The organism is Phytobacter sp. V91 (assembly GCF_965644225.1).
Classification (GTDB): Bacteria; Pseudomonadota; Gammaproteobacteria; order Enterobacterales; family Enterobacteriaceae; genus CBFFRJ01.
The window spans coordinates 34,955-51,171 of sequence record NZ_CBFFRJ010000021.1; the positions used below are offsets into that span (position 1 = coordinate 34,955).

At 54.4% G+C, this 16,217-nt stretch carries 19 protein-coding genes; 6 read left to right on the forward strand and 13 right to left on the reverse strand.

The window, feature by feature from the left end; all coding sequences use genetic code 11:
* Positions 1-58 precede the first annotated feature (58 nt).
* From flgJ to flgB, 9 genes are all read right to left on the reverse strand, one after another.
* The gene (flgJ, locus tag ACSZO4_RS06565; protein ID WP_437888057.1) at positions 59-1,012 is read right to left on the reverse strand and encodes a flagellar assembly peptidoglycan hydrolase FlgJ; all 954 of its coding nucleotides are present in this window, start codon (positions 1,010-1,012) and stop codon (positions 59-61) included.
* Positions 1,012-2,106, reverse strand: a complete 1,095-nt coding sequence (locus ACSZO4_RS06570; RefSeq protein WP_437888058.1) for a flagellar basal body P-ring protein FlgI — start codon at positions 2,104-2,106, stop codon at positions 1,012-1,014. Before ACSZO4_RS06570 ends, flgJ begins: the two co-directional genes overlap by 1 nt.
* Before the next feature lie 12 nt (positions 2,107-2,118).
* On the reverse strand, positions 2,119-2,817 hold the full coding sequence (locus ACSZO4_RS06575; RefSeq protein ID WP_437888059.1) for a flagellar basal body L-ring protein FlgH: 699 nt from the start codon (positions 2,815-2,817) through the stop codon (positions 2,119-2,121).
* A 61-nt stretch (positions 2,818-2,878) separates the two neighbouring features.
* Entirely contained in the window at positions 2,879-3,661 is a 783-nt protein-coding gene (gene flgG / locus ACSZO4_RS06580; protein ID WP_437888060.1) for a flagellar basal-body rod protein FlgG, read from the reverse strand.
* 16 nt (positions 3,662-3,677) lie between these two features.
* Positions 3,678-4,433, reverse strand: a complete 756-nt coding sequence (locus ACSZO4_RS06585; RefSeq protein WP_437888061.1) for a flagellar basal body rod protein FlgF — start codon at positions 4,431-4,433, stop codon at positions 3,678-3,680.
* Between the two features lie 20 nt (positions 4,434-4,453).
* Entirely contained in the window at positions 4,454-5,722 is a 1,269-nt protein-coding gene (gene flgE / locus ACSZO4_RS06590) for a flagellar hook protein FlgE (RefSeq protein ID WP_437888062.1), read from the reverse strand.
* Between the two features lie 26 nt (positions 5,723-5,748).
* Entirely contained in the window at positions 5,749-6,435 is a 687-nt protein-coding gene (flgD, locus tag ACSZO4_RS06595; protein ID WP_437888063.1) for a flagellar hook assembly protein FlgD, read from the reverse strand.
* A gap of 11 nt (positions 6,436-6,446) precedes the next feature.
* The gene (gene flgC, locus ACSZO4_RS06600; RefSeq protein WP_437888064.1) at positions 6,447-6,851 is read right to left on the reverse strand and encodes a flagellar basal body rod protein FlgC; all 405 of its coding nucleotides are present in this window, start codon (positions 6,849-6,851) and stop codon (positions 6,447-6,449) included.
* A gap of 3 nt (positions 6,852-6,854) precedes the next feature.
* Complete coding sequence (flgB, locus tag ACSZO4_RS06605) at positions 6,855-7,268, reverse strand: flagellar basal body rod protein FlgB (RefSeq protein WP_437888065.1); 414 nt, start codon at positions 7,266-7,268, stop codon at positions 6,855-6,857.
* A gap of 165 nt (positions 7,269-7,433) precedes the next feature.
* On the opposite strand from flgB, the gene flgA reads away from it, so the two are divergent.
* From flgA to flgN, 3 genes are all read left to right on the forward strand, one after another.
* Complete coding sequence (gene flgA, locus ACSZO4_RS06610) at positions 7,434-8,093, forward strand: flagellar basal body P-ring formation chaperone FlgA (protein ID WP_437888066.1); 660 nt, start codon at positions 7,434-7,436, stop codon at positions 8,091-8,093.
* 93 nt (positions 8,094-8,186) lie between these two features.
* Positions 8,187-8,480: a flagellar biosynthesis anti-sigma factor FlgM gene (gene flgM / locus ACSZO4_RS06615; protein ID WP_437888067.1), complete on the forward strand. Its 294-nt coding sequence runs from the start codon at positions 8,187-8,189 to the stop codon at positions 8,478-8,480.
* Between the two features lie 3 nt (positions 8,481-8,483).
* Positions 8,484-8,906: a flagella biosynthesis chaperone FlgN gene (gene flgN, locus ACSZO4_RS06620; RefSeq protein ID WP_437888068.1), complete on the forward strand. Its 423-nt coding sequence runs from the start codon at positions 8,484-8,486 to the stop codon at positions 8,904-8,906.
* Between the two features lie 61 nt (positions 8,907-8,967).
* Here flgN and murJ read toward each other — a convergent pair whose 3' ends face one another.
* The 4 genes from murJ to rimJ form a co-directional block, all read right to left on the reverse strand.
* Entirely contained in the window at positions 8,968-10,503 is a 1,536-nt protein-coding gene (gene murJ / locus ACSZO4_RS06625) for a murein biosynthesis integral membrane protein MurJ (RefSeq protein WP_437888069.1), read from the reverse strand.
* Between the two features lie 105 nt (positions 10,504-10,608).
* Positions 10,609-11,532 carry a Gfo/Idh/MocA family protein gene (locus ACSZO4_RS06630; RefSeq protein WP_437888070.1) on the reverse strand — a complete coding sequence of 308 codons (924 nt, stop codon included), beginning with the start codon at positions 11,530-11,532 and terminating at the stop codon, positions 10,609-10,611.
* Positions 11,533-11,534: 2 nt separating this feature from the next.
* Positions 11,535-12,182 (reverse strand): YceH family protein, encoded by a 648-nt coding sequence (locus ACSZO4_RS06635; RefSeq protein WP_437888071.1) that lies wholly within the window; start codon positions 12,180-12,182, stop codon positions 11,535-11,537.
* A 9-nt stretch (positions 12,183-12,191) separates the two neighbouring features.
* On the reverse strand, positions 12,192-12,776 hold the full coding sequence (rimJ, locus tag ACSZO4_RS06640; RefSeq protein ID WP_437888072.1) for a ribosomal protein S5-alanine N-acetyltransferase: 585 nt from the start codon (positions 12,774-12,776) through the stop codon (positions 12,192-12,194).
* A gap of 239 nt (positions 12,777-13,015) precedes the next feature.
* Here rimJ and mdtH point away from each other — a divergent pair, with 239 nt between their 5' ends.
* The 3 genes from mdtH (at position 13,016) to pyrC (ending at position 16,090) form a co-directional block, all read left to right on the forward strand.
* The gene (gene mdtH / locus ACSZO4_RS06645; protein ID WP_437888073.1) at positions 13,016-14,224 is read left to right on the forward strand and encodes a multidrug efflux MFS transporter MdtH; all 1,209 of its coding nucleotides are present in this window, start codon (positions 13,016-13,018) and stop codon (positions 14,222-14,224) included.
* A 147-nt stretch (positions 14,225-14,371) separates the two neighbouring features.
* On the forward strand, positions 14,372-14,932 hold the full coding sequence (locus ACSZO4_RS06650; RefSeq protein WP_437888074.1) for a lipoprotein: 561 nt from the start codon (positions 14,372-14,374) through the stop codon (positions 14,930-14,932).
* Positions 14,933-15,043: 111 nt separating this feature from the next.
* On the forward strand, positions 15,044-16,090 hold the full coding sequence (gene pyrC, locus ACSZO4_RS06655; RefSeq protein ID WP_437888075.1) for a dihydroorotase: 1,047 nt from the start codon (positions 15,044-15,046) through the stop codon (positions 16,088-16,090).
* Positions 16,091-16,217 lie beyond the last annotated feature (127 nt).

Consider the following 16,217-nt stretch of genomic DNA (forward strand, 5'->3'; position numbering starts at 1 on the left):
TTTAAGACATAAGTCCTGTTAACGATTATCGGCAACCCTGAGCTGAACTTGAGTCATTTCAGAACAGATTTTCAATATCATTGCTGTAGGCTTTATTCACCTTGTCGCCCATCGATTTAAGCTGCTGAATCATGGTGGTGAGTTTCTGCGCGTACTTAGGATCTGTCGCATAACCCGCGCTTTGCAGCGCCTGCGCGCCCTGCTCAGCGGTGGCGGCGTTGGTTACTGCCGCATAGCGTGGGTTGCGGGTAAGAATACCGACGTAATCGGACAAGGCTTCGAGATAAGAGCTGTAGACACGGAATTTGGCTTTCACCTTCTTCATTGCGCCATTCTCGAACTCGGTGGTGGTAATTTCGGTTACCGGCCCTTTCCAGCTTGGTGTCGCTTTGACGCCAAACAGGTTGAAACTTGGATCGCCGTTTTCGCGTTTGATTTGCCGCTGGCCCCAACCCGATTCCAGCGCCGCCTGCGCCAGAATCAGATGATGCGGCACCCCGCTCTGCTGACTGGCAAGACGCGCTGGCAGCGAAAGCTGGGCGAGGAAATCTTTACTGTCGCTCATCGGCTCATCATCGCCAACCGGCGTACGCGGTAAGGCTTTACGCACCATCTGCGTAAGCGCCTGGTTCTGATAAGTATTGATCGTTTCCAGGTCAAATTTCATCGGGACCTGTTGCATCTGGTCGCCAGGATCAACCTGCCCCTGACCTTCGCTCATCTGCTTGACCATCATGTCAGCAAGGCCCAGACCTTTCCCGGCAGTCATCTGCTGGGCGATCTGCTGGTCATACATGCTGGTATACATCCGCGTTGAATCGCTACTGAACAAACCATCTTTCGGCAGGGCTTCGCGCATGCTTTTGAGCATCATTTGCACGAACATCCCCTCAACCTGACGGGCCACCGGACGGAGGTTAGCCTGCGGATCCTGCCCGGCTTTCACCTTAAGTTCATTCAGCGATTGCGCATCCCATGCAGCACTCGCGGTCAGGCGGCTGTCAGTCAGCATTAGATAATCTCCAGCTTCGCACGCAGGCAGCCAGCGCTCTGCATGGATTGCAGAATAGACATCAAATCAATCGGCGTTGCGCCCAGCGCGTTAAGGGCACGCACCACATTGTTGAGGTTGGCGCTGGAGCGGATCGATTGCAGCGAACCGCCACTCTGCCGCAGATCGATTTGCGTCTGCGGTGTGACCACTGTCTGCCCACCGCCAAACGGCGTGTTCGGCTGGCTGACGTTCGCCGACTGATTGACCGTCACGGAGAGGTTACCCTGAGCAACTGCGCAGTTATCCAGCGTCACTTCGCGGTTCATAACCACCGACCCGGTACGGGAGTTGATCACGATTTTCGCATCCTGCGGCACATTGCCGACTTCCAGATTCTGGATATCCGCCAGCATACGAACCTGAGAACTGCCACCTGACGGGACACGGATCTGTACGGTACGGGCATCGAGCGCAGTTGCCCCGCCCATGCCACGACGATTCACGGTGTCCGCAATTTGCTGCGCCATGGTGAAGTCATCCTGGTTAAGCTGCAGATTGATGGTGTTGCCATTGCCAAACTGAGAAGGCAGTTCACGTTCAATCACCGCGCCGCCGGTAATACGACCGCCGTTAAGCTGGTTGACCGCAACACTGCTGCCACCGGCTGAGGCGCCAGCACCACCCACCAGAATGTTACCCTGCGCCAGGGCATATACCTGACTGTCCACCCCTTTGAGCGGCGTCATCAGCAGCGTACCGCCGCGCAGACTTTTGGCGTTACCCATTGAGGAGACCACCACGTCGATAGCCTGACCCTGACGACCAAAAGCAGGCAATTGCGCCGTGACCATCACTGATGCCACGTTTTTCAGCTGCATGTTGGTGCCTGCAGGAACGGTGATCCCCATCTGCGACAGCATGTTATTAATACTTTGGGTGGTGAATGGCGTCTGGGTAGTCTGGTCGCCCGTGCCGTCAAGGCCAACCACCAGACCGTAGCCGATTAATGAGTTTTCACGTACGCCCTGTACACTGGTGAGATCCCGGATACGTTCAGCCTGGGCGACAGTCGCCAGCAGGATTAACGCAAGTCCAGTCAGATATCTAAACATAATTCACCCCGGTTACATCGGCGATAAGTTGAGGAAGAAACGTTGCAGCCAGCCCATGTTCTGCGCTTCGTTGATGTAGCCATTGCCAACATATTCGATGCGCGCATCCGCCACCTGGGTGGAGGGAACCGTGTTGCTGCCGCTGATGGTGCGTGGATTGACCACACCCGAGAAGCGGATGAACTCAGTGCCCTGGTTAATGGCTATCTGCTTTTCACCCACCACATGTAAATTACCGTTGATCAACACCTGATCGACCGTCACGGTCAGCGTGCCGCTAAAGGTGTTACTGGCGTTTGCCCCGCCTTTGCCGTTAAAGGTATTACTGCCTGAGCTTTCAAGGTCTGCACGGGCATTGCCAAACAGTCCTTCCAGATAGCGTGGCGTGGTATCCATGCCGAAACTGGCTTTGCTGTCACGGCTGGCATTGGCAGAAGAGCTTTTACTTGCACTGACGTTTTCCTGCAACACCAGCGTCAGCGTGTCGCCCACGTTACGCGGACGGCGGTCTTCAAACAGCGGCTGATAACCATAATTAATAGGCTGCGCGGTCTGATAAATAGAACCATTGACCACGGGAACCGGGCCTGGCATGGGTTGGGCAGTCGTCGCGCCCTGCACCAGCGGAGTTGAAGGAACCCATGCACACCCACTAAGGGTGACAGCCAGTAAAGCTAAAACAGGGTAACGGCCGGTGGTGATTTTTTGCATTACATTCATCTTCGAAATCAGGGTTCCGACGCGGCCCTTTACGACCACGCCGGAATGCGCCTTAGAGTTGCGACAGTTTTTGCAGCATCTGATCGGTTGTGGACACCGCTTTGCTGTTGATTTCATACGCACGCTGAACCTGAATCATGTTCACCAGTTCTTCAGCCACGTTAACGTTCGATGTTTCCACATAGCCCTGGTAGAGCAGACCCGAGCCATTAAGGCCTGGAGTGGTATCGTTAGGCGCGCCAGATGACTGGGTTTCGGTATACAGGTTCTCACCCATACTTTCGAGACCGCTGTCATTCATAAAGGTGGTCAGGTTCAACTGTCCGACCTGCACCGCAGCCGTAGCGCCCTGCTGAGTCGCACTCACCACGCCATCACGGCCAATGGTAATACTCAGGGTGTTTGCCGGAATGGTGATGGCAGGCTGTACCTGGAAACCGCCCGCCGTTACCAATTGGCCGTTCTGATCCACCTGGAACGAACCATCACGGGTGTAGGCAGATGTGCCGTCCGGCAACAGAACCTGGAAGAAACCCTGGCCTTTGATTGCCACATCTTTGCTGTTGTTGGTTTGCGACAGGTTACCCTGGCTATGCAGACGTTCGGTGGCAACCGGACGCACACCCGTACCAATCTGTAAACCGGATGGCAGAGTCGTTTGCTCGGAAGATTGCGCCCCAGGCTGACGAATAGTCTGGTAAAGCAAATCTTCAAATACCGCACGCTGACGTTTAAAACCATTGGTACTGACGTTCGCCAGGTTGTTGGCGATAACGTCCATATTGGTTTGCTGTGCATCAAGGCCGGTTTTAGCGATCCATAATGAACTGATCATAAGGAAATCCTGTTTATTAGGTCAGAGACAGCAACTGGTTAGCACGCTGCGCATTTTCATCAACGCTGCTAATTACTTTCATTTGCATCTCAAATCGGCGGGCGCTGGCGATCATATCGGCCATCGCTTCCACCGGTTTAACGTTACTGCCTTCCAGCACGCCCGACATCACGGTGACCGTCGGATCGGCCTGTAAAACGGGTCCACGCGTAGCCTGGGCTGCCTGGTTGAGACGGAACAAACCATCATCGCCACGCACCACTTCACTGCCCAGCGCTTTTACCAGCTTCAGTCTGCCGACCGGGGCAATGGTGTTCGCCGGGTCGCCGGGGTTCAGCGCCGAAATGGTACCGTCAGCGGCGATAGTGACCTGCGAGCCTTCCGGCACCGCAAGGGGTCCTGCTTCACCGATAACCGGGTTACCACCAATGGTCAGCTGACCCGTAGGCGTCACCTGGATATTACCGTTGCGGGTATAACCTTCGCTGCCGTCCTTACTCTGCACGGCGAGCCAACCGTCCTGCTGCAACGCCACATCCAACGGACGTGAGGTAAAGTCCAGTTGCCCTGGCGTCATATCCGCACCTGGTGTGGATTCGACGACCAGAGTACGGGTGGGTACCGACAGGCCGGTCACCGGTACGGCGCGCAATGCGGTAAGCTGCGCACGAAAACCCGGTGTTGACGTATTCGCGAGGTTGCTGGCGGTGACAGCCTGCTGGTTCATCGTCTGGCTGGCAGCGCCCATCGCGGTATATATTGCGTGATCCATTAGGCCATCCCGTCAGGTGATTAACGCAGGTTAACCAGCGTGTTAAGGATCTGGTCCTGGGTTTTGATGGTCTGCGCATTCGACTGATAGTTACGCTGCGCGACGATCATGTTCACCAGTTCTTTACTCAGATCCGTGTTTGAGGCTTCCAGCGCGCCGTTGGTCAGAGTACCGAAGTTACCTGTACCGGCAGTGCCGAGCAGCGCAACACCGGAGGCGTTGGTAGCAGACCAGACGTTATCACCTTCAGATTTTAGTCCTTCGTTGTTGGCAAAGTTTGCCAGCACGATTTGGCCCAACAACTGAGTCTGTTCGTTGGAGTAAGTACCGACCACGGTGCCATCGTCATTGATGGTGTAGCTGACCATTGAGCCTGGCTTGTAGCCATTCTGAGTGGTAGAAACGATGGCGCTGGTGCCGACGTTCTGCTGCATAGAGCCCTGGAAGCTCAGCGAGAAGGTGGCCGCCGTTGCACCGTTCAGCGGACCTGTGGTGACGTTGATAGAAGGAGTGGTATTGGCGGTAGTCGCCAGATCGTAATCACCGGTAGTGGTGTTTAAGGTGTAGTTGTACACACCTTCCAGATTACCGTTGGCATCGAAGCTCATCTGAGCCGCTTTAGTGGCCGTAGAACCGGCTACGCTGGTATCCTGGGTGTAAACATCCCATTTGTTATCGGCGGTTTTGACATAGTAAACGTTCATGTCATGAGCGTTACCCTGGGTGTCATAAACGGTAACCGGGCCTTTTTTGTTATAGCTGCTGGCGTCGCTTGGGTCGAAAACGGCAACCGTCGGCACAGAATCAGATGAGTTCAGGTTCATCTGCATCGCTGCGGTAGTGGTGGTTTTCGCGGACATCAGATCGTTAGGAATCGAGATCCCGGTCGGGTTACCGCCGGTCTGGATTTCCGGCGGGGAACCCTCGGCTGCATAGCCGGTTACCGCCAGACCCTGCATGTTGACCAGGTTACGGTCCGCATCCAGCGTGAACTGACCGTTACGGCTGTAATAGACGGAGCCGTTGGAGTCAGTCAGACGGAAGAAACCGTTCTGGCTGATAGCTACGTCCAGGCCACGCCCGGTGCTGGTAGTTGTACCGTCGTTAAAGTCCTGAGTAATACCCGCAACTTTAACGCCCAGACCCACTTTAGAACCCGCGAACATGTCGGCGAAGGACGCAGTACTGGATTTAAAGCCATAGGTGGCGGAGTTGGCGATGTTGTTGCCAATAAGATCGAGGTTAGTGGCCGCAGCATTCAAACCGCTGACCGCTTGTGAAAAGGCCATGACTTACTCCTGATAAGTGTTAAGGCTTAAATAATCTGCCGAACTTCGTCGAGCGTGGTATTACCGTATGTACCCAGATCCAGCGTGCTGCCATCAGAGGTACGAGTCACTGCCTGCACCAGCGCATATTGCAACGGTTGAGCAACCAGTTGCGTTGTGCCTGAGCTTGCAGCAATAGAAACTTTGTAAGAACCGTCAGTGGCGGTGGTGCCATCAGAGAGTTTGCCATCCCAACTAAAGGTATGGACACCGGCTTTCAGCGAGCCCAGTTCAATGGTCTGCACCACCGAGCCGTCTTTGTTGGTAATGGTGGCGGTGACTTTGTCTGCGGCTTGTTCCAGTTCAACGCCAAACGGGGTGGTGGTTGAGTTACCCGCCAGCACCGTGGTCCCCGGGATCATCACGCCATGACCGATTAAGGTACTGGCCTGCACGGACTCGTTATTGTCAATCTGACCGGAAATCGAACCCAGGGTGGTATTGAGTTTTTCAATCCCGTTAAGGGTACTGATCTGCGCCAGTTGCGAGGTCAGTTCGTTGTTTTCCAGCGGATTGGTGGGATCCTGGTTCTTTAACTGCGCGACCAGCAGGGTCAGGAAGCTACTTTGCAGATCCGATGCGCTGCTCGTGGTCAGCGAGGAAGAACTGCTACTGCTGCTGGTGGAACTGACACCACTGTTGGTTGTGTCATTCACATTTACGGCGATAGACATGTATGTCTCCTTTACTGGCCGAGAGTGAGCGTTTTAAGCATCATGCTTTTTACGGTATTAAGGACTTCTACGTTCGCCTGGTAGCTGCGTGAAGCGGACATGGTGTTGACCATCTCGCCAACTACATCCACGTTCGGCATTCTGACGTAGCCATTGTTGTCTGCCAGCGGGTTACCCGGCTGATAAACCAATTTTTCCGGCGCCTGACTTTCGACAACCTCTGCAACTTTTACGCCGCCCGTTGCCTGTCCGGGAGCTGCATCAACCTGGAAAACCACCTGCTTTGCCCGGTAAGGCTGGCCGTCTGGTCCGGTAACGCTGTCGGCGTTAGCCAGGTTACTGGCGGCCACGTTCAGACGCTTGGATTGCGCTGTCAGAGCCGAGCCGGCGACATCAAAGATGTTGAGTAATGCCATCTGTTAGTTCCCCTGTAGCACGCTGAGCATGCTCTTGATCTGCCCGCCAAGCATGGTCAGACCCGTCTGATATTTCACGCCGTTGTCGGCAAACTGCGTACGTTCGCGATCCATATCGACGGTATTGCCATCTAATGAAGGCTGGTCGGGGATGCGATATAACAAATCGACTGGCGCGCTGGCTACGGCCTGCGCCGGAATATGGCGGCTGGAAGTCAATGCCAGCGCCACGCCATTTGTCTCGGGGCGACCACGCTCCATGACTTTTTTAAGCTCGCTGGAAAAATCCAGGTCGCGAGCCTGATACCCAGGGGTATCGGCGTTGGCGATGTTCGCGGCCAGGATTTCCTGGCGCTTTGCGCTCAGATTCAGCGCTTCTTGCTGGAACCTTAACGCGGCATCAAGTTTATCGAGCATGACTTCCCCGCTGATGAGAATTATTTAGTCAACAGCTTAAATCTCATTACGTGCGCGTTATCGTCGGAATAAGAGCAAAATGCGTCGCTATTTATTGCGTTGATAGATTTGCTACCCGGTTAGAATCCTCTCATCCCTTCCACAGGCCACAGGCAGGAGTCTGCGATGAATAGCGTTAAAATCGGTTTAGCCGCAGTCTTGCTGTTTTTAAGTCCCTGCCTGCTTGCGCAGGACCTTAATGCACAATTGACCGCGTTTTTCGCGCAGCGACTGGCGGGCTTTAGTGATGAAGTGGTGGTCACCGTACGCACCCCGCAAAATCTCTTCCCGGCCTGTGAGCAACCGGCACTGAGTGTGACGGGGAACGCGAAGCTGTGGGGGAATGTGAATGTGCTGGCAAGATGCGGCAATGAAAAACGCTATTTACAGGTTAACGTCCAGGCGACGGGAAACTATGTCGTGGCCGCCCAGGCCATTACCCGCGGTAGCGAACTGGCAGCGGGAAGCGTTAAGCTGGCCCGGGGTCGGCTCGACCAACTGCCGCCGCGAACAATGCTCGACATTGCTCAGGCTCAGGACGCTATCAGCCTGCGGGATCTGGCGCCAGGACAGCCGATTCAACTCTCTTTGCTTCGTCAGGCCTGGCGGGTCAAAGCAGGCCAGCGGGTACAGGTTATCGCTAACGGCGAAGGCTTTAGCGTCAACGGTGAAGGGCAGGCGTTAAATAATGCGGCGGTGGCGCAAAATGCCAGAGTACGCATGGCATCAGGCCAGATTGTCAGTGGTACGGTAGGGGCTGATGGGAATATTCTTATTAATCTATAATCTTTTTAAAGAATTTGCGGCATCTGCCGATAAATAAGCAACGACTAAAGATTGCCGCCCGCCAATGCCGGGAAACCTCGATGAGGAATTATTATGAGTATTGATCGTACATCGCCTTTGAAGCCTGTCAGCACTGTTCAGCCACGTGAAACCAGCGACACTCAGGCACAGAAAGTACGTCAGGAAAAATCAGCAACGGCCAACAGCACCAACGTCACGATCAGCGACGCGCAGGCCAAACTGATGCAGCCTGGAACTAACGACATTAACATGGAACGCGTTGAGCAACTGAAAACCGCGATCCGTAATGGCGAGCTGAAAATGGACACCGGTAAAATTGCCGATGCGCTGATCAGCGACGCGCAGAGCTACTTGCAGAGTAAATAATTGATGAATGAACTGTCAGACATTCTCGATCAAATGACAGTTATCCTGAATGCGTTGAAAAACGTGATGGATGCTGAGCAAAGACAGCTTTCCGTAGGCCATGTGAATGACAGTGCGCTGCAGCGCATTACGGAAGAAAAAAGCTCATTGCTCGCCACCCTGGATTATCTTGAGCAGCAACGCCGTACCGCGCAGAAATTACAAAAGAGCGCGAACGATGATGTGGCAGATCGCTGGCAAATTATCACGAAAAAAACGCAACATTTGCGTGATCTGAACCAACACAACGGCTGGTTACTTGAAGGGCAAATCGCTCTTAACCAGAAAGCGCTTGAGGTGCTGAAACCTCACCAGGAGCCGGGTCTCTATGGTGCGGATGGTCAGACATTCTCCGGCTCTCGCGGCGGCAAAAAGATTTCGATCTAACGTATTCATTGCATCAGTAAACATTGCGGGAGTCACCGGTCAGGTGAACTCCCTTTTGTGTTTATGCTGTCCTGCGGGCAAACTCTTTTATTCTGAATCCCAGTAAGGCCAGCGTTGCGAAGTAGGCCACGACCCCGACAACCACCACCGCCATCAGCCGCATTAAACGGTGCGCCATATTGCCTTGCGCCCACTCCGGCATAACATACAGCATCCCCACCAGCGCCGCAGACATCACCAGCACCGCCACCACCAGTCGCCCAAGGAAACTGCCCCATCCGGCCTGCGGGGTGAAGATATCCTGTTTACGCAACTGCCAGTACAGCAGCCCGGCATTCAGGCATGCGGCAAGACCAATCGACAGCGACAGCCCGGCATGCTTAAGCGGGCCAATAAATGCCAGGTTCATCGCCTGGGTCATCACCAGCGTGACGATGGCGATCCTGACCGGCGTTTTGATGTCCTGACGGGAATAGAAGCCTGGCGCCAGCACCTTCACCACAATAATGCCCATCAGCCCGACCGAATACGCCACAAGGGCGTACTGCGTCATCAACGCATCGTTAGCCGTAAACTTGCCATACTGAAATAACGACACCACCAGCGGCTTGGCCAGAATACCTAACGCCACAGCGCTCGGCAGCGCGAGCAAAAAGCATAAACGCAGCCCCCAGTCCATCAGCCGGTTGTACTCGTCATGGTTACCGCTGGCAAAGCTGCGCGACAGCGACGGCAGCAGAATGGTGCCCAGCGCCACGCCCAGTACGCCGGATGGGAACTCCATCAGGCGATCGGCGTAATACATCCAGGAGACGGAACCGGAAACCAGAAACGAGGCAAAAATGGTATTGATAATCAGCGAGATCTGACTGACCGATACCCCGAGGATCGCCGGGCCCATCTGTTTGACGACCCGTAGCGCACCCGCATCGCGGAAGTTCACGCGCGGCAGTACCAGCATACCTATTTTTTTCAGGTGCGGCAGTTGATACACCAGTTGCAGTACGCCGCCGACGGTTACCGCCCAGGCCAGCGCCAGTACGGGCGGATGGAAGTACGGCGCGCCGAAGAGCGCAAAGCCAATCATGCTGATATTAAGGAAGGTCGGGGCAAACGCCGGAACGGAGAAACGGTTCCAGGTATTCAGAATCGCCCCTGCCAGCGAGGCCAGAGAAATCAGCAGGATATAAGGAAAGGTTATCTGTAAAAGCTGTGAAGTCAGCGCGAATTTATCGGCGGTATCGGCAAAGCCAGGCGCGGTAACCAGAATAACCCAGGGCGCGGCCAGCATCCCGGCGATGGTGACGACTGCCAGCGCCAGAGTCAGCAGCCCCGAAACGTAAGCCACAAATACGCGGGTCGCGTCTTCGCCTTGCTTGCTTTTGTATTCTGCGAGGATCGGCACAAAGGCCTGGGAAAATGCCCCTTCAGCAAAGATACGCCGCAACAGATTGGGCAATTTAAAGGCAACAAAAAAGGCGTCTGTCGCCATACCCGCACCAAATACCCTTGCCACAATGGCATCGCGCGCGAAACCCAGCACGCGAGAAAACATGGTCATTGAGCTGACCGCAGCCAGTGATTTTAATAAGTTCATCTATGATTCCATAAGACACAACGCCTGCAAAACAGGCGTTGGTACAGCGAAGCGCTTAGTCTACCGGGAAAAGCGCGAATTGCTATGGGCATATGTTACAGCGGGTTACTCGCGAATGGCATCGCGCCAGAGCTTTTCAACGATCCGCTGGGCAAGGATGGCCTGTTCGCCCGCGGTTTGCGGAACCGTCTGATTTTGCACGCAGTCAATAAAGTGGCGAGCACATCCCACAAAACCCCGCTGTTCGAGCGTGGTTTGCCAGCCAGGGATTGGGCGCTCAATCACCCCCTGCCCGGCCTCTTCCCGCCACTGACGCATATCGGTCACGTCATACAGCGCGCCATCCGTGACCGCCTGCACCCACTCCCTCTGGCTACCCGCGCGACGGTGCATGCTGGTGGTAATAAGCAGCCCCGGCAGGCTGAAGTGGTGCTCAGCGTAAACCATTTCGCCGTCATCGTTGGTGATAAGCGAACCGCTTACAGGCTGCGCACTGCCGCCGCCGAGCCATAACGCGGTGTCCACCACATGCAGGTAATCATCCAGCAGGGTGAAACGCAGATCGTGCGGACCGACGCTGTCAGCCCGGTGCTTGTCCATACGTAACGAGGCGGCGGATGATAACCGGCTTTTCAAATCCTGATACAGCGGCGCAAAACGGCGGTTGAAACCGACCATCAGCGTCAGTTTTTTCTTCGCCGCCAGTTCGACGAGCCGTTGCGCATCATCGAGGTTCTCAGCCAATGGTTTGTCCACGCAGACGTGAACCCCGGCATTCAGCAGCTCGCTGACCACCGCATAGTGTGAAGCCGTTGAGGTATGAACAAACACCGCATCACACTGCCCCGCCAGTTCAGCCAGAGAGCTGAAATAAGGCATACGCCAGGTATCACATACCCGTTGGGCTTTCTCACGGGTCGGTGACCAGGCTCCGGTGAGCGTCCAGTCCATCGCCGCGCCAAGAACAGGTAACCACGCCTTTTGCGCAATCCCCCCTAAGCCGACGACCCCAATTCGTAATGCTGTCACGGTTAGTCCCCCAAATGTTCAAGTAAAGACGCAAGGCGTTGTTTTAGCTCAGCGACCTCAATTTCCAGCGCGTCAACGCGGGCGGCCAGCGAATCAGCGGCCGGGCTATCCGTCTCCGGTTCACTGATGGTGGACTCCACTTCGCCGCTAAAACAGTGCATATAGCGGCTTTCACGCTTGCCCGGCTCACGGGCCAGACGCACCACATAGGGGCCGTCCTCACGCTGGGCCAGATTTTCCAGCGCACTCTCAACTTCGCTGACATCATTAAACTTATGCATCCGCTCGGCGCGACCACGTAATTCACCCGGCGTTTGTGCGCCACGTAATAACAGAGTGGTAATCAGCGCAACTTCGGCAGTGCTCAGTTTCAGGTCGCCAAATTCAGAATTACAGAAACGCTGCTCATATTTGGTCACCCGATTGCCAAAACCGCTGACCGTACGCAGATAATGGCGCTTAACAAGAATATCCAGCAGATCCTGAACCTCGTGTTCGCCAAGGTTCATCACCGGCTCGCGGTTTGTTTTCTGGTTACATGCGGTGACCACTGCATTCACTGACAGAGGGTATTGTTCCGGGGTGGTGACCTGCTTTTCCAGCAAACACCCGATAACACGTGCTTCCGTCGCACTCAGTTGATATTTCATCTTTTCTCCTTAACGACCCGCAGTCCAGTTTTCGGTAGTCAGCGCAGTTAATACGTGATCCCGCCATTGACCATCAATCAGCAGATAGGCCTTAGCGTAACCCTCTTTTTCAAATCCCAGCCGCGCCAGTAAATCGCCGCTGCGTTTATTGTGCGGCATGTAATTGGCCATAATACGGTGCAAATGTTGCGTACGTTGCATATAGCGAATGGCCGTCGTCAGGGCTTCAAACATTAAACCCTGCCCCTGCCACTTCTGCCCAATGGAATAGCCGAGGTAGCAGGCATGAAAAGAGCCGCGCACCACGTTCGAGAAATTCGCTACCCCAACGATCTCTTTTTCCTCGGGATCAAGCAGGACGAAATAGAAAGCGGTGCCTTGTTTATGAAATTCATTGATCATGCCAAGACGCGCCTGCCAGCCGGAGGGATAACAATGGCTTTCGTCGCGGACAGGCTCCCAGGGTTTCAAAAACTGGCGATTTTCCGCGTAATAATCAGCAAGTCGCCAGGCATCGCGTTCGTGAACCAATCGGACCACCAATCTGTCTGTTACCAGACGCACTTTGGGCACATTACTGCGATAGCCAAACATTCATTCCCTCTCTTTTGGATTACGTCTCTATACCCTTTATCTTTGTCTTTACTATACCGTTGTGCGAAGACTCTGTGAAAACAACAACCTGCATTTTCGCTATCCATAACTGTTTTCAATGAGAAGTCTGAATTAAAGCCCGATTTTGATAAAAAAATATTGTCATCCCGGCGATAGGAAAAGTCCGACCCCGACGGCAAAATGGATGTGAAATTTTGGTTAATTTCCCGGGAGGGGAAATGGCGCGCGTCTCACAGGCCAGGAGCCTGGGTAAATATTTCCTGCTGATTGATAATATGCTGGTTGTTTTGGGCTTTTTCGTTGTTTTCCCGCTGATCTCTATCCGCTTCGTTGATCAACTCGGCTGGGCCGCCTTAATGGTGGGGATCGCCCTCGGCCTGCGCCAGTTCATCCAGCAGGGGCTCGGCGTATTCGGCGGCGCCATTGCCGACCGCTTTGGCGCCAGACCGCTGATTGTAACCGGCATGCTGATGCGCGCGGCCGGTTTTGCCACCATGGCTATCGCGCATGAACCCTGGGTTTTGTGGTGTTCCTGCATTCTCTCTGGCCTGGGCGGCACCCTGTTCGACCCGCCGCGTTCAGCGCTGGTGGTGAAACTGATTCGCCCGTCACAACGTGGCCGCTTTTTCTCGCTGTTAATGATGCAGGACAGTGCCGGTGCGGTTATCGGCGCGCTTATCGGCAGCTGGTTGCTGCAATATGATTTTCGTCTGGTATGCACCGCCGGCGCCGTCGTTTTTATTCTTTGCGCGGCCTTTAACGCCTGGCTGCTGCCGGACTGGAAACTGTCGACGGTCAAAATTCCCATGCGTGAAGGGTTGGGCCGGGTATGGCGTGACAAACACTTTGTCACCTACGTGTTAACCCTCACCGGCTATTATATGCTCGCCGTTCAGGTGATGCTGATGCTGCCCATTATGGTCAATGACATTGCCGGCTCGCCGGCAGCGGTGAAATGGATGTACGCCATTGAGGCGACGTTATCGCTGACCCTGCTCTATCCGATTGCCCGCTGGAGTGAAAAACGTTTTCGTCTTGAACATCGACTGATGGCAGGTTTGCTGTTGATGGCCTGCTGCCTGCTGCCTGTTGGCATGGTCAGTAACCTGCAACAGCTGTTTACGTTGATCTGTACTTTTTACCTCGGCGCCATTATCGCCGAACCGGCACGAGAAACGCTGAGCGCCGCCCTTGCGGATGCCCGGGCCCGTGGCAGCTATATGGGTTTTAGCCGCCTTGGCCTGGCGCTGGGCGGGGCTCTCGGTTATACCGGCGGCGGCTGGTTGTTCGATGCCGGCAAAGCCTTTGGTCAACCCGAACTGCCCTGGATGATGCTGGCGCTTATCGGGCTTATCACCTTCTTCGCGCTTCTCTGGCAGTTTAGCTCCCGCAGAGCGCACTCGCGTCAACTGGAGCCCGAAGCCTGATTTGCCACGTTTATTCAATTGATGACAATATAATGCCAGTCGGACACGCGGCGACTTCCGCTTTCAGACTATTGGGCTTGTGACGGAAGGGCATTACCGCAACACTATAGCCAGGGACGATGGCCCGGGACGATTTTGAGGATCACGATGAAAAAAGTATTTTTTGCCGCAGCACTTATTTTATGCGGCGTACTGGTGGGATGTAATCAGCTTGCGCAGTACAGCATCAGCGAGCAGGAGATTAATCAGGCGTTGCAAAAACGCAACGATTTTGCCAAAGACATTGGCCTGCCGGGCGTTGCCGACGCACATATCGTGCTAAGTAACCTGGTCAGCCAGATAGGCCGTGAGGAACCCAATAAAATCACCCTCACCGGCGACGCAAATCTGGACATGAGTTCGATATTCGGTAACCAGAAAGCGACCATTAAACTGAAAATGAAAACCCTGCCCGCGTTCGATAAAGACAAAGGCGCGATTTTTCTTCGTGAGATGGAAGTGGTGGATGCCACCGTCGAGCCACAAAAAATGCAGACCGTGCTACAAACGCTTCTGCCTTACCTTAATCAATCCCTGAGCAGCTACTTTAACCAACGCCCGGCCTGGGTTCTGCGGGAAGACAGCAGCAAAGGCGAAGCGCTGGCGAAAAAGTACGCCAAAGGAATTGAGATAAAACCAGGTAAGATTGTCATTCCGCTTCTCGACTGATCCGCTGCATTCTTCAGGAAAAGGATGCAAAGGGAAACGATTACGCTTATGCTTAGTGCCCGGCAAAAACCAGCCAATAATGACTGATTCTCACCCAGCCGGAGCACTATCATGACAGCACAGACCCAGGTTTTAAAAATCCGCCGCCCAGACGACTGGCATGTCCATTTGCGCGACGGCAATATGCTAAAAACTGTGGTGCCCTGGACCAGCGAAACCTATGCCCGCGCCATTGTAATGCCTAACCTGGCGCCGCCTGTCACCACGGTGGATGCGGCAATTGCCTATCGCCAGCGTATTCTTGACGCCGTACCCGCCGGGCATGATTTCACCCCGTTGATGACCTGTTATCTGACCGATACCCTGAGTGCTGATGAGGTTGAACGGGGCTTTCGCGAAAATGTCTTCACCGCGGCCAAACTCTATCCGGCCAATGCCACCACGAACTCCAGCCATGGAGTGACCAGTATCGATGCCATTATGCCGGTGCTTGAGCGCATGGAAAAACTCGGCATGCCGCTGCTGGTCCACGGTGAAGTGACCCATGCAGACATTGATATCTTTTATCGTGAAGCACGCTTTATTGAGACGATCATGGAACCTCTGCGTCAACGTCTCGCAGGACTGAAAGTTGTCTTTGAGCACATCACCACCAAAGATGCTGCTGATTACGTTCGTGAAGGCAACGAGCTGCTGGCGGCCACCATCACTCCGCAGCACCTGATGTTTAACCGCAACCACATGCTGGTTGGCGGCGTGCGCCCGCACCTCTATTGCCTGCCAATCCTTAAACGTAACGTGCATCAACAGGCACTGCGTGAGCTGGTGGCAAGTGGATTCGGACGTGCTTTCCTCGGCACCGACTCTGCGCCGCACGCCCGCCTGCGTAAAGAAACCAGCTGCGGTTGCGCAGGCTGCTTTAATGCCCCGACGGCGCTGGCCAGCTATGCAACGGTGTTTGATGAGATGCAGGCCCTGGAACATTTTGAAGGTTTCTGCTCACTCAACGGCCCGCGCTTTTATGGCCTGCCGGTGAATGAAACCTTTATTGAGTTGATTCGCCAGGAGACCCCTGTTGCGGAGTCCATTGCCCTTGCGGACGATACCCTGATCCCATTCCTTGCGGGTGAAACGGTACACTGGACAATTAAACAGTAATTTTTTTGCTGCCCCCTGTTGTAAAACGTTGGAAGTAACTGTATAAACATGGGTCTTCCCCGATTATGGTGGGAAGACTCAGAACGCCATATTCAGCTTCCCGTAGTGGAACATCACTCCCAGTTTG

Coding starts and splice junctions, on each gene's coding strand:
- pyrC (WP_437888075.1), top strand. CDS start 15,044: ATGACAGCACAGACCCAGGTTTTAAAAATCCGCCGCCCAGACGACTGG.
- flgA (WP_437888066.1), top strand. CDS start 7,434: ATGAATAGCGTTAAAATCGGTTTAGCCGCAGTCTTGCTGTTTTTAAGT.
- mdtH (WP_437888073.1), top strand. CDS start 13,016: ATGGCGCGCGTCTCACAGGCCAGGAGCCTGGGTAAATATTTCCTGCTG.
- flgM (WP_437888067.1), top strand. CDS start 8,187: ATGAGTATTGATCGTACATCGCCTTTGAAGCCTGTCAGCACTGTTCAG.
- flgG (WP_437888060.1), bottom strand. CDS start 3,661: ATGATCAGTTCATTATGGATCGCTAAAACCGGCCTTGATGCACAGCAA.
- flgC (WP_437888064.1), bottom strand. CDS start 6,851: ATGGCATTACTCAACATCTTTGATGTCGCCGGCTCGGCTCTGACAGCG.
- flgJ (WP_437888057.1), bottom strand. CDS start 1,012: ATGCTGACTGACAGCCGCCTGACCGCGAGTGCTGCATGGGATGCGCAA.
- ACSZO4_RS06635 (WP_437888071.1), bottom strand. CDS start 12,182: ATGAAATATCAACTGAGTGCGACGGAAGCACGTGTTATCGGGTGTTTG.
- ACSZO4_RS06570 (WP_437888058.1), bottom strand. CDS start 2,106: ATGTTTAGATATCTGACTGGACTTGCGTTAATCCTGCTGGCGACTGTC.
- flgD (WP_437888063.1), bottom strand. CDS start 6,435: ATGTCTATCGCCGTAAATGTGAATGACACAACCAACAGTGGTGTCAGT.
- flgN (WP_437888068.1), top strand. CDS start 8,484: ATGAATGAACTGTCAGACATTCTCGATCAAATGACAGTTATCCTGAAT.
- ACSZO4_RS06650 (WP_437888074.1), top strand. CDS start 14,372: ATGAAAAAAGTATTTTTTGCCGCAGCACTTATTTTATGCGGCGTACTG.
- ACSZO4_RS06575 (WP_437888059.1), bottom strand. CDS start 2,817: ATGCAAAAAATCACCACCGGCCGTTACCCTGTTTTAGCTTTACTGGCT.
- murJ (WP_437888069.1), bottom strand. CDS start 10,503: ATGAACTTATTAAAATCACTGGCTGCGGTCAGCTCAATGACCATGTTT.
- rimJ (WP_437888072.1), bottom strand. CDS start 12,776: ATGTTTGGCTATCGCAGTAATGTGCCCAAAGTGCGTCTGGTAACAGAC.
- flgE (WP_437888062.1), bottom strand. CDS start 5,722: ATGGCCTTTTCACAAGCGGTCAGCGGTTTGAATGCTGCGGCCACTAAC.
- flgB (WP_437888065.1), bottom strand. CDS start 7,268: ATGCTCGATAAACTTGATGCCGCGTTAAGGTTCCAGCAAGAAGCGCTG.
- ACSZO4_RS06585 (WP_437888061.1), bottom strand. CDS start 4,433: ATGGATCACGCAATATATACCGCGATGGGCGCTGCCAGCCAGACGATG.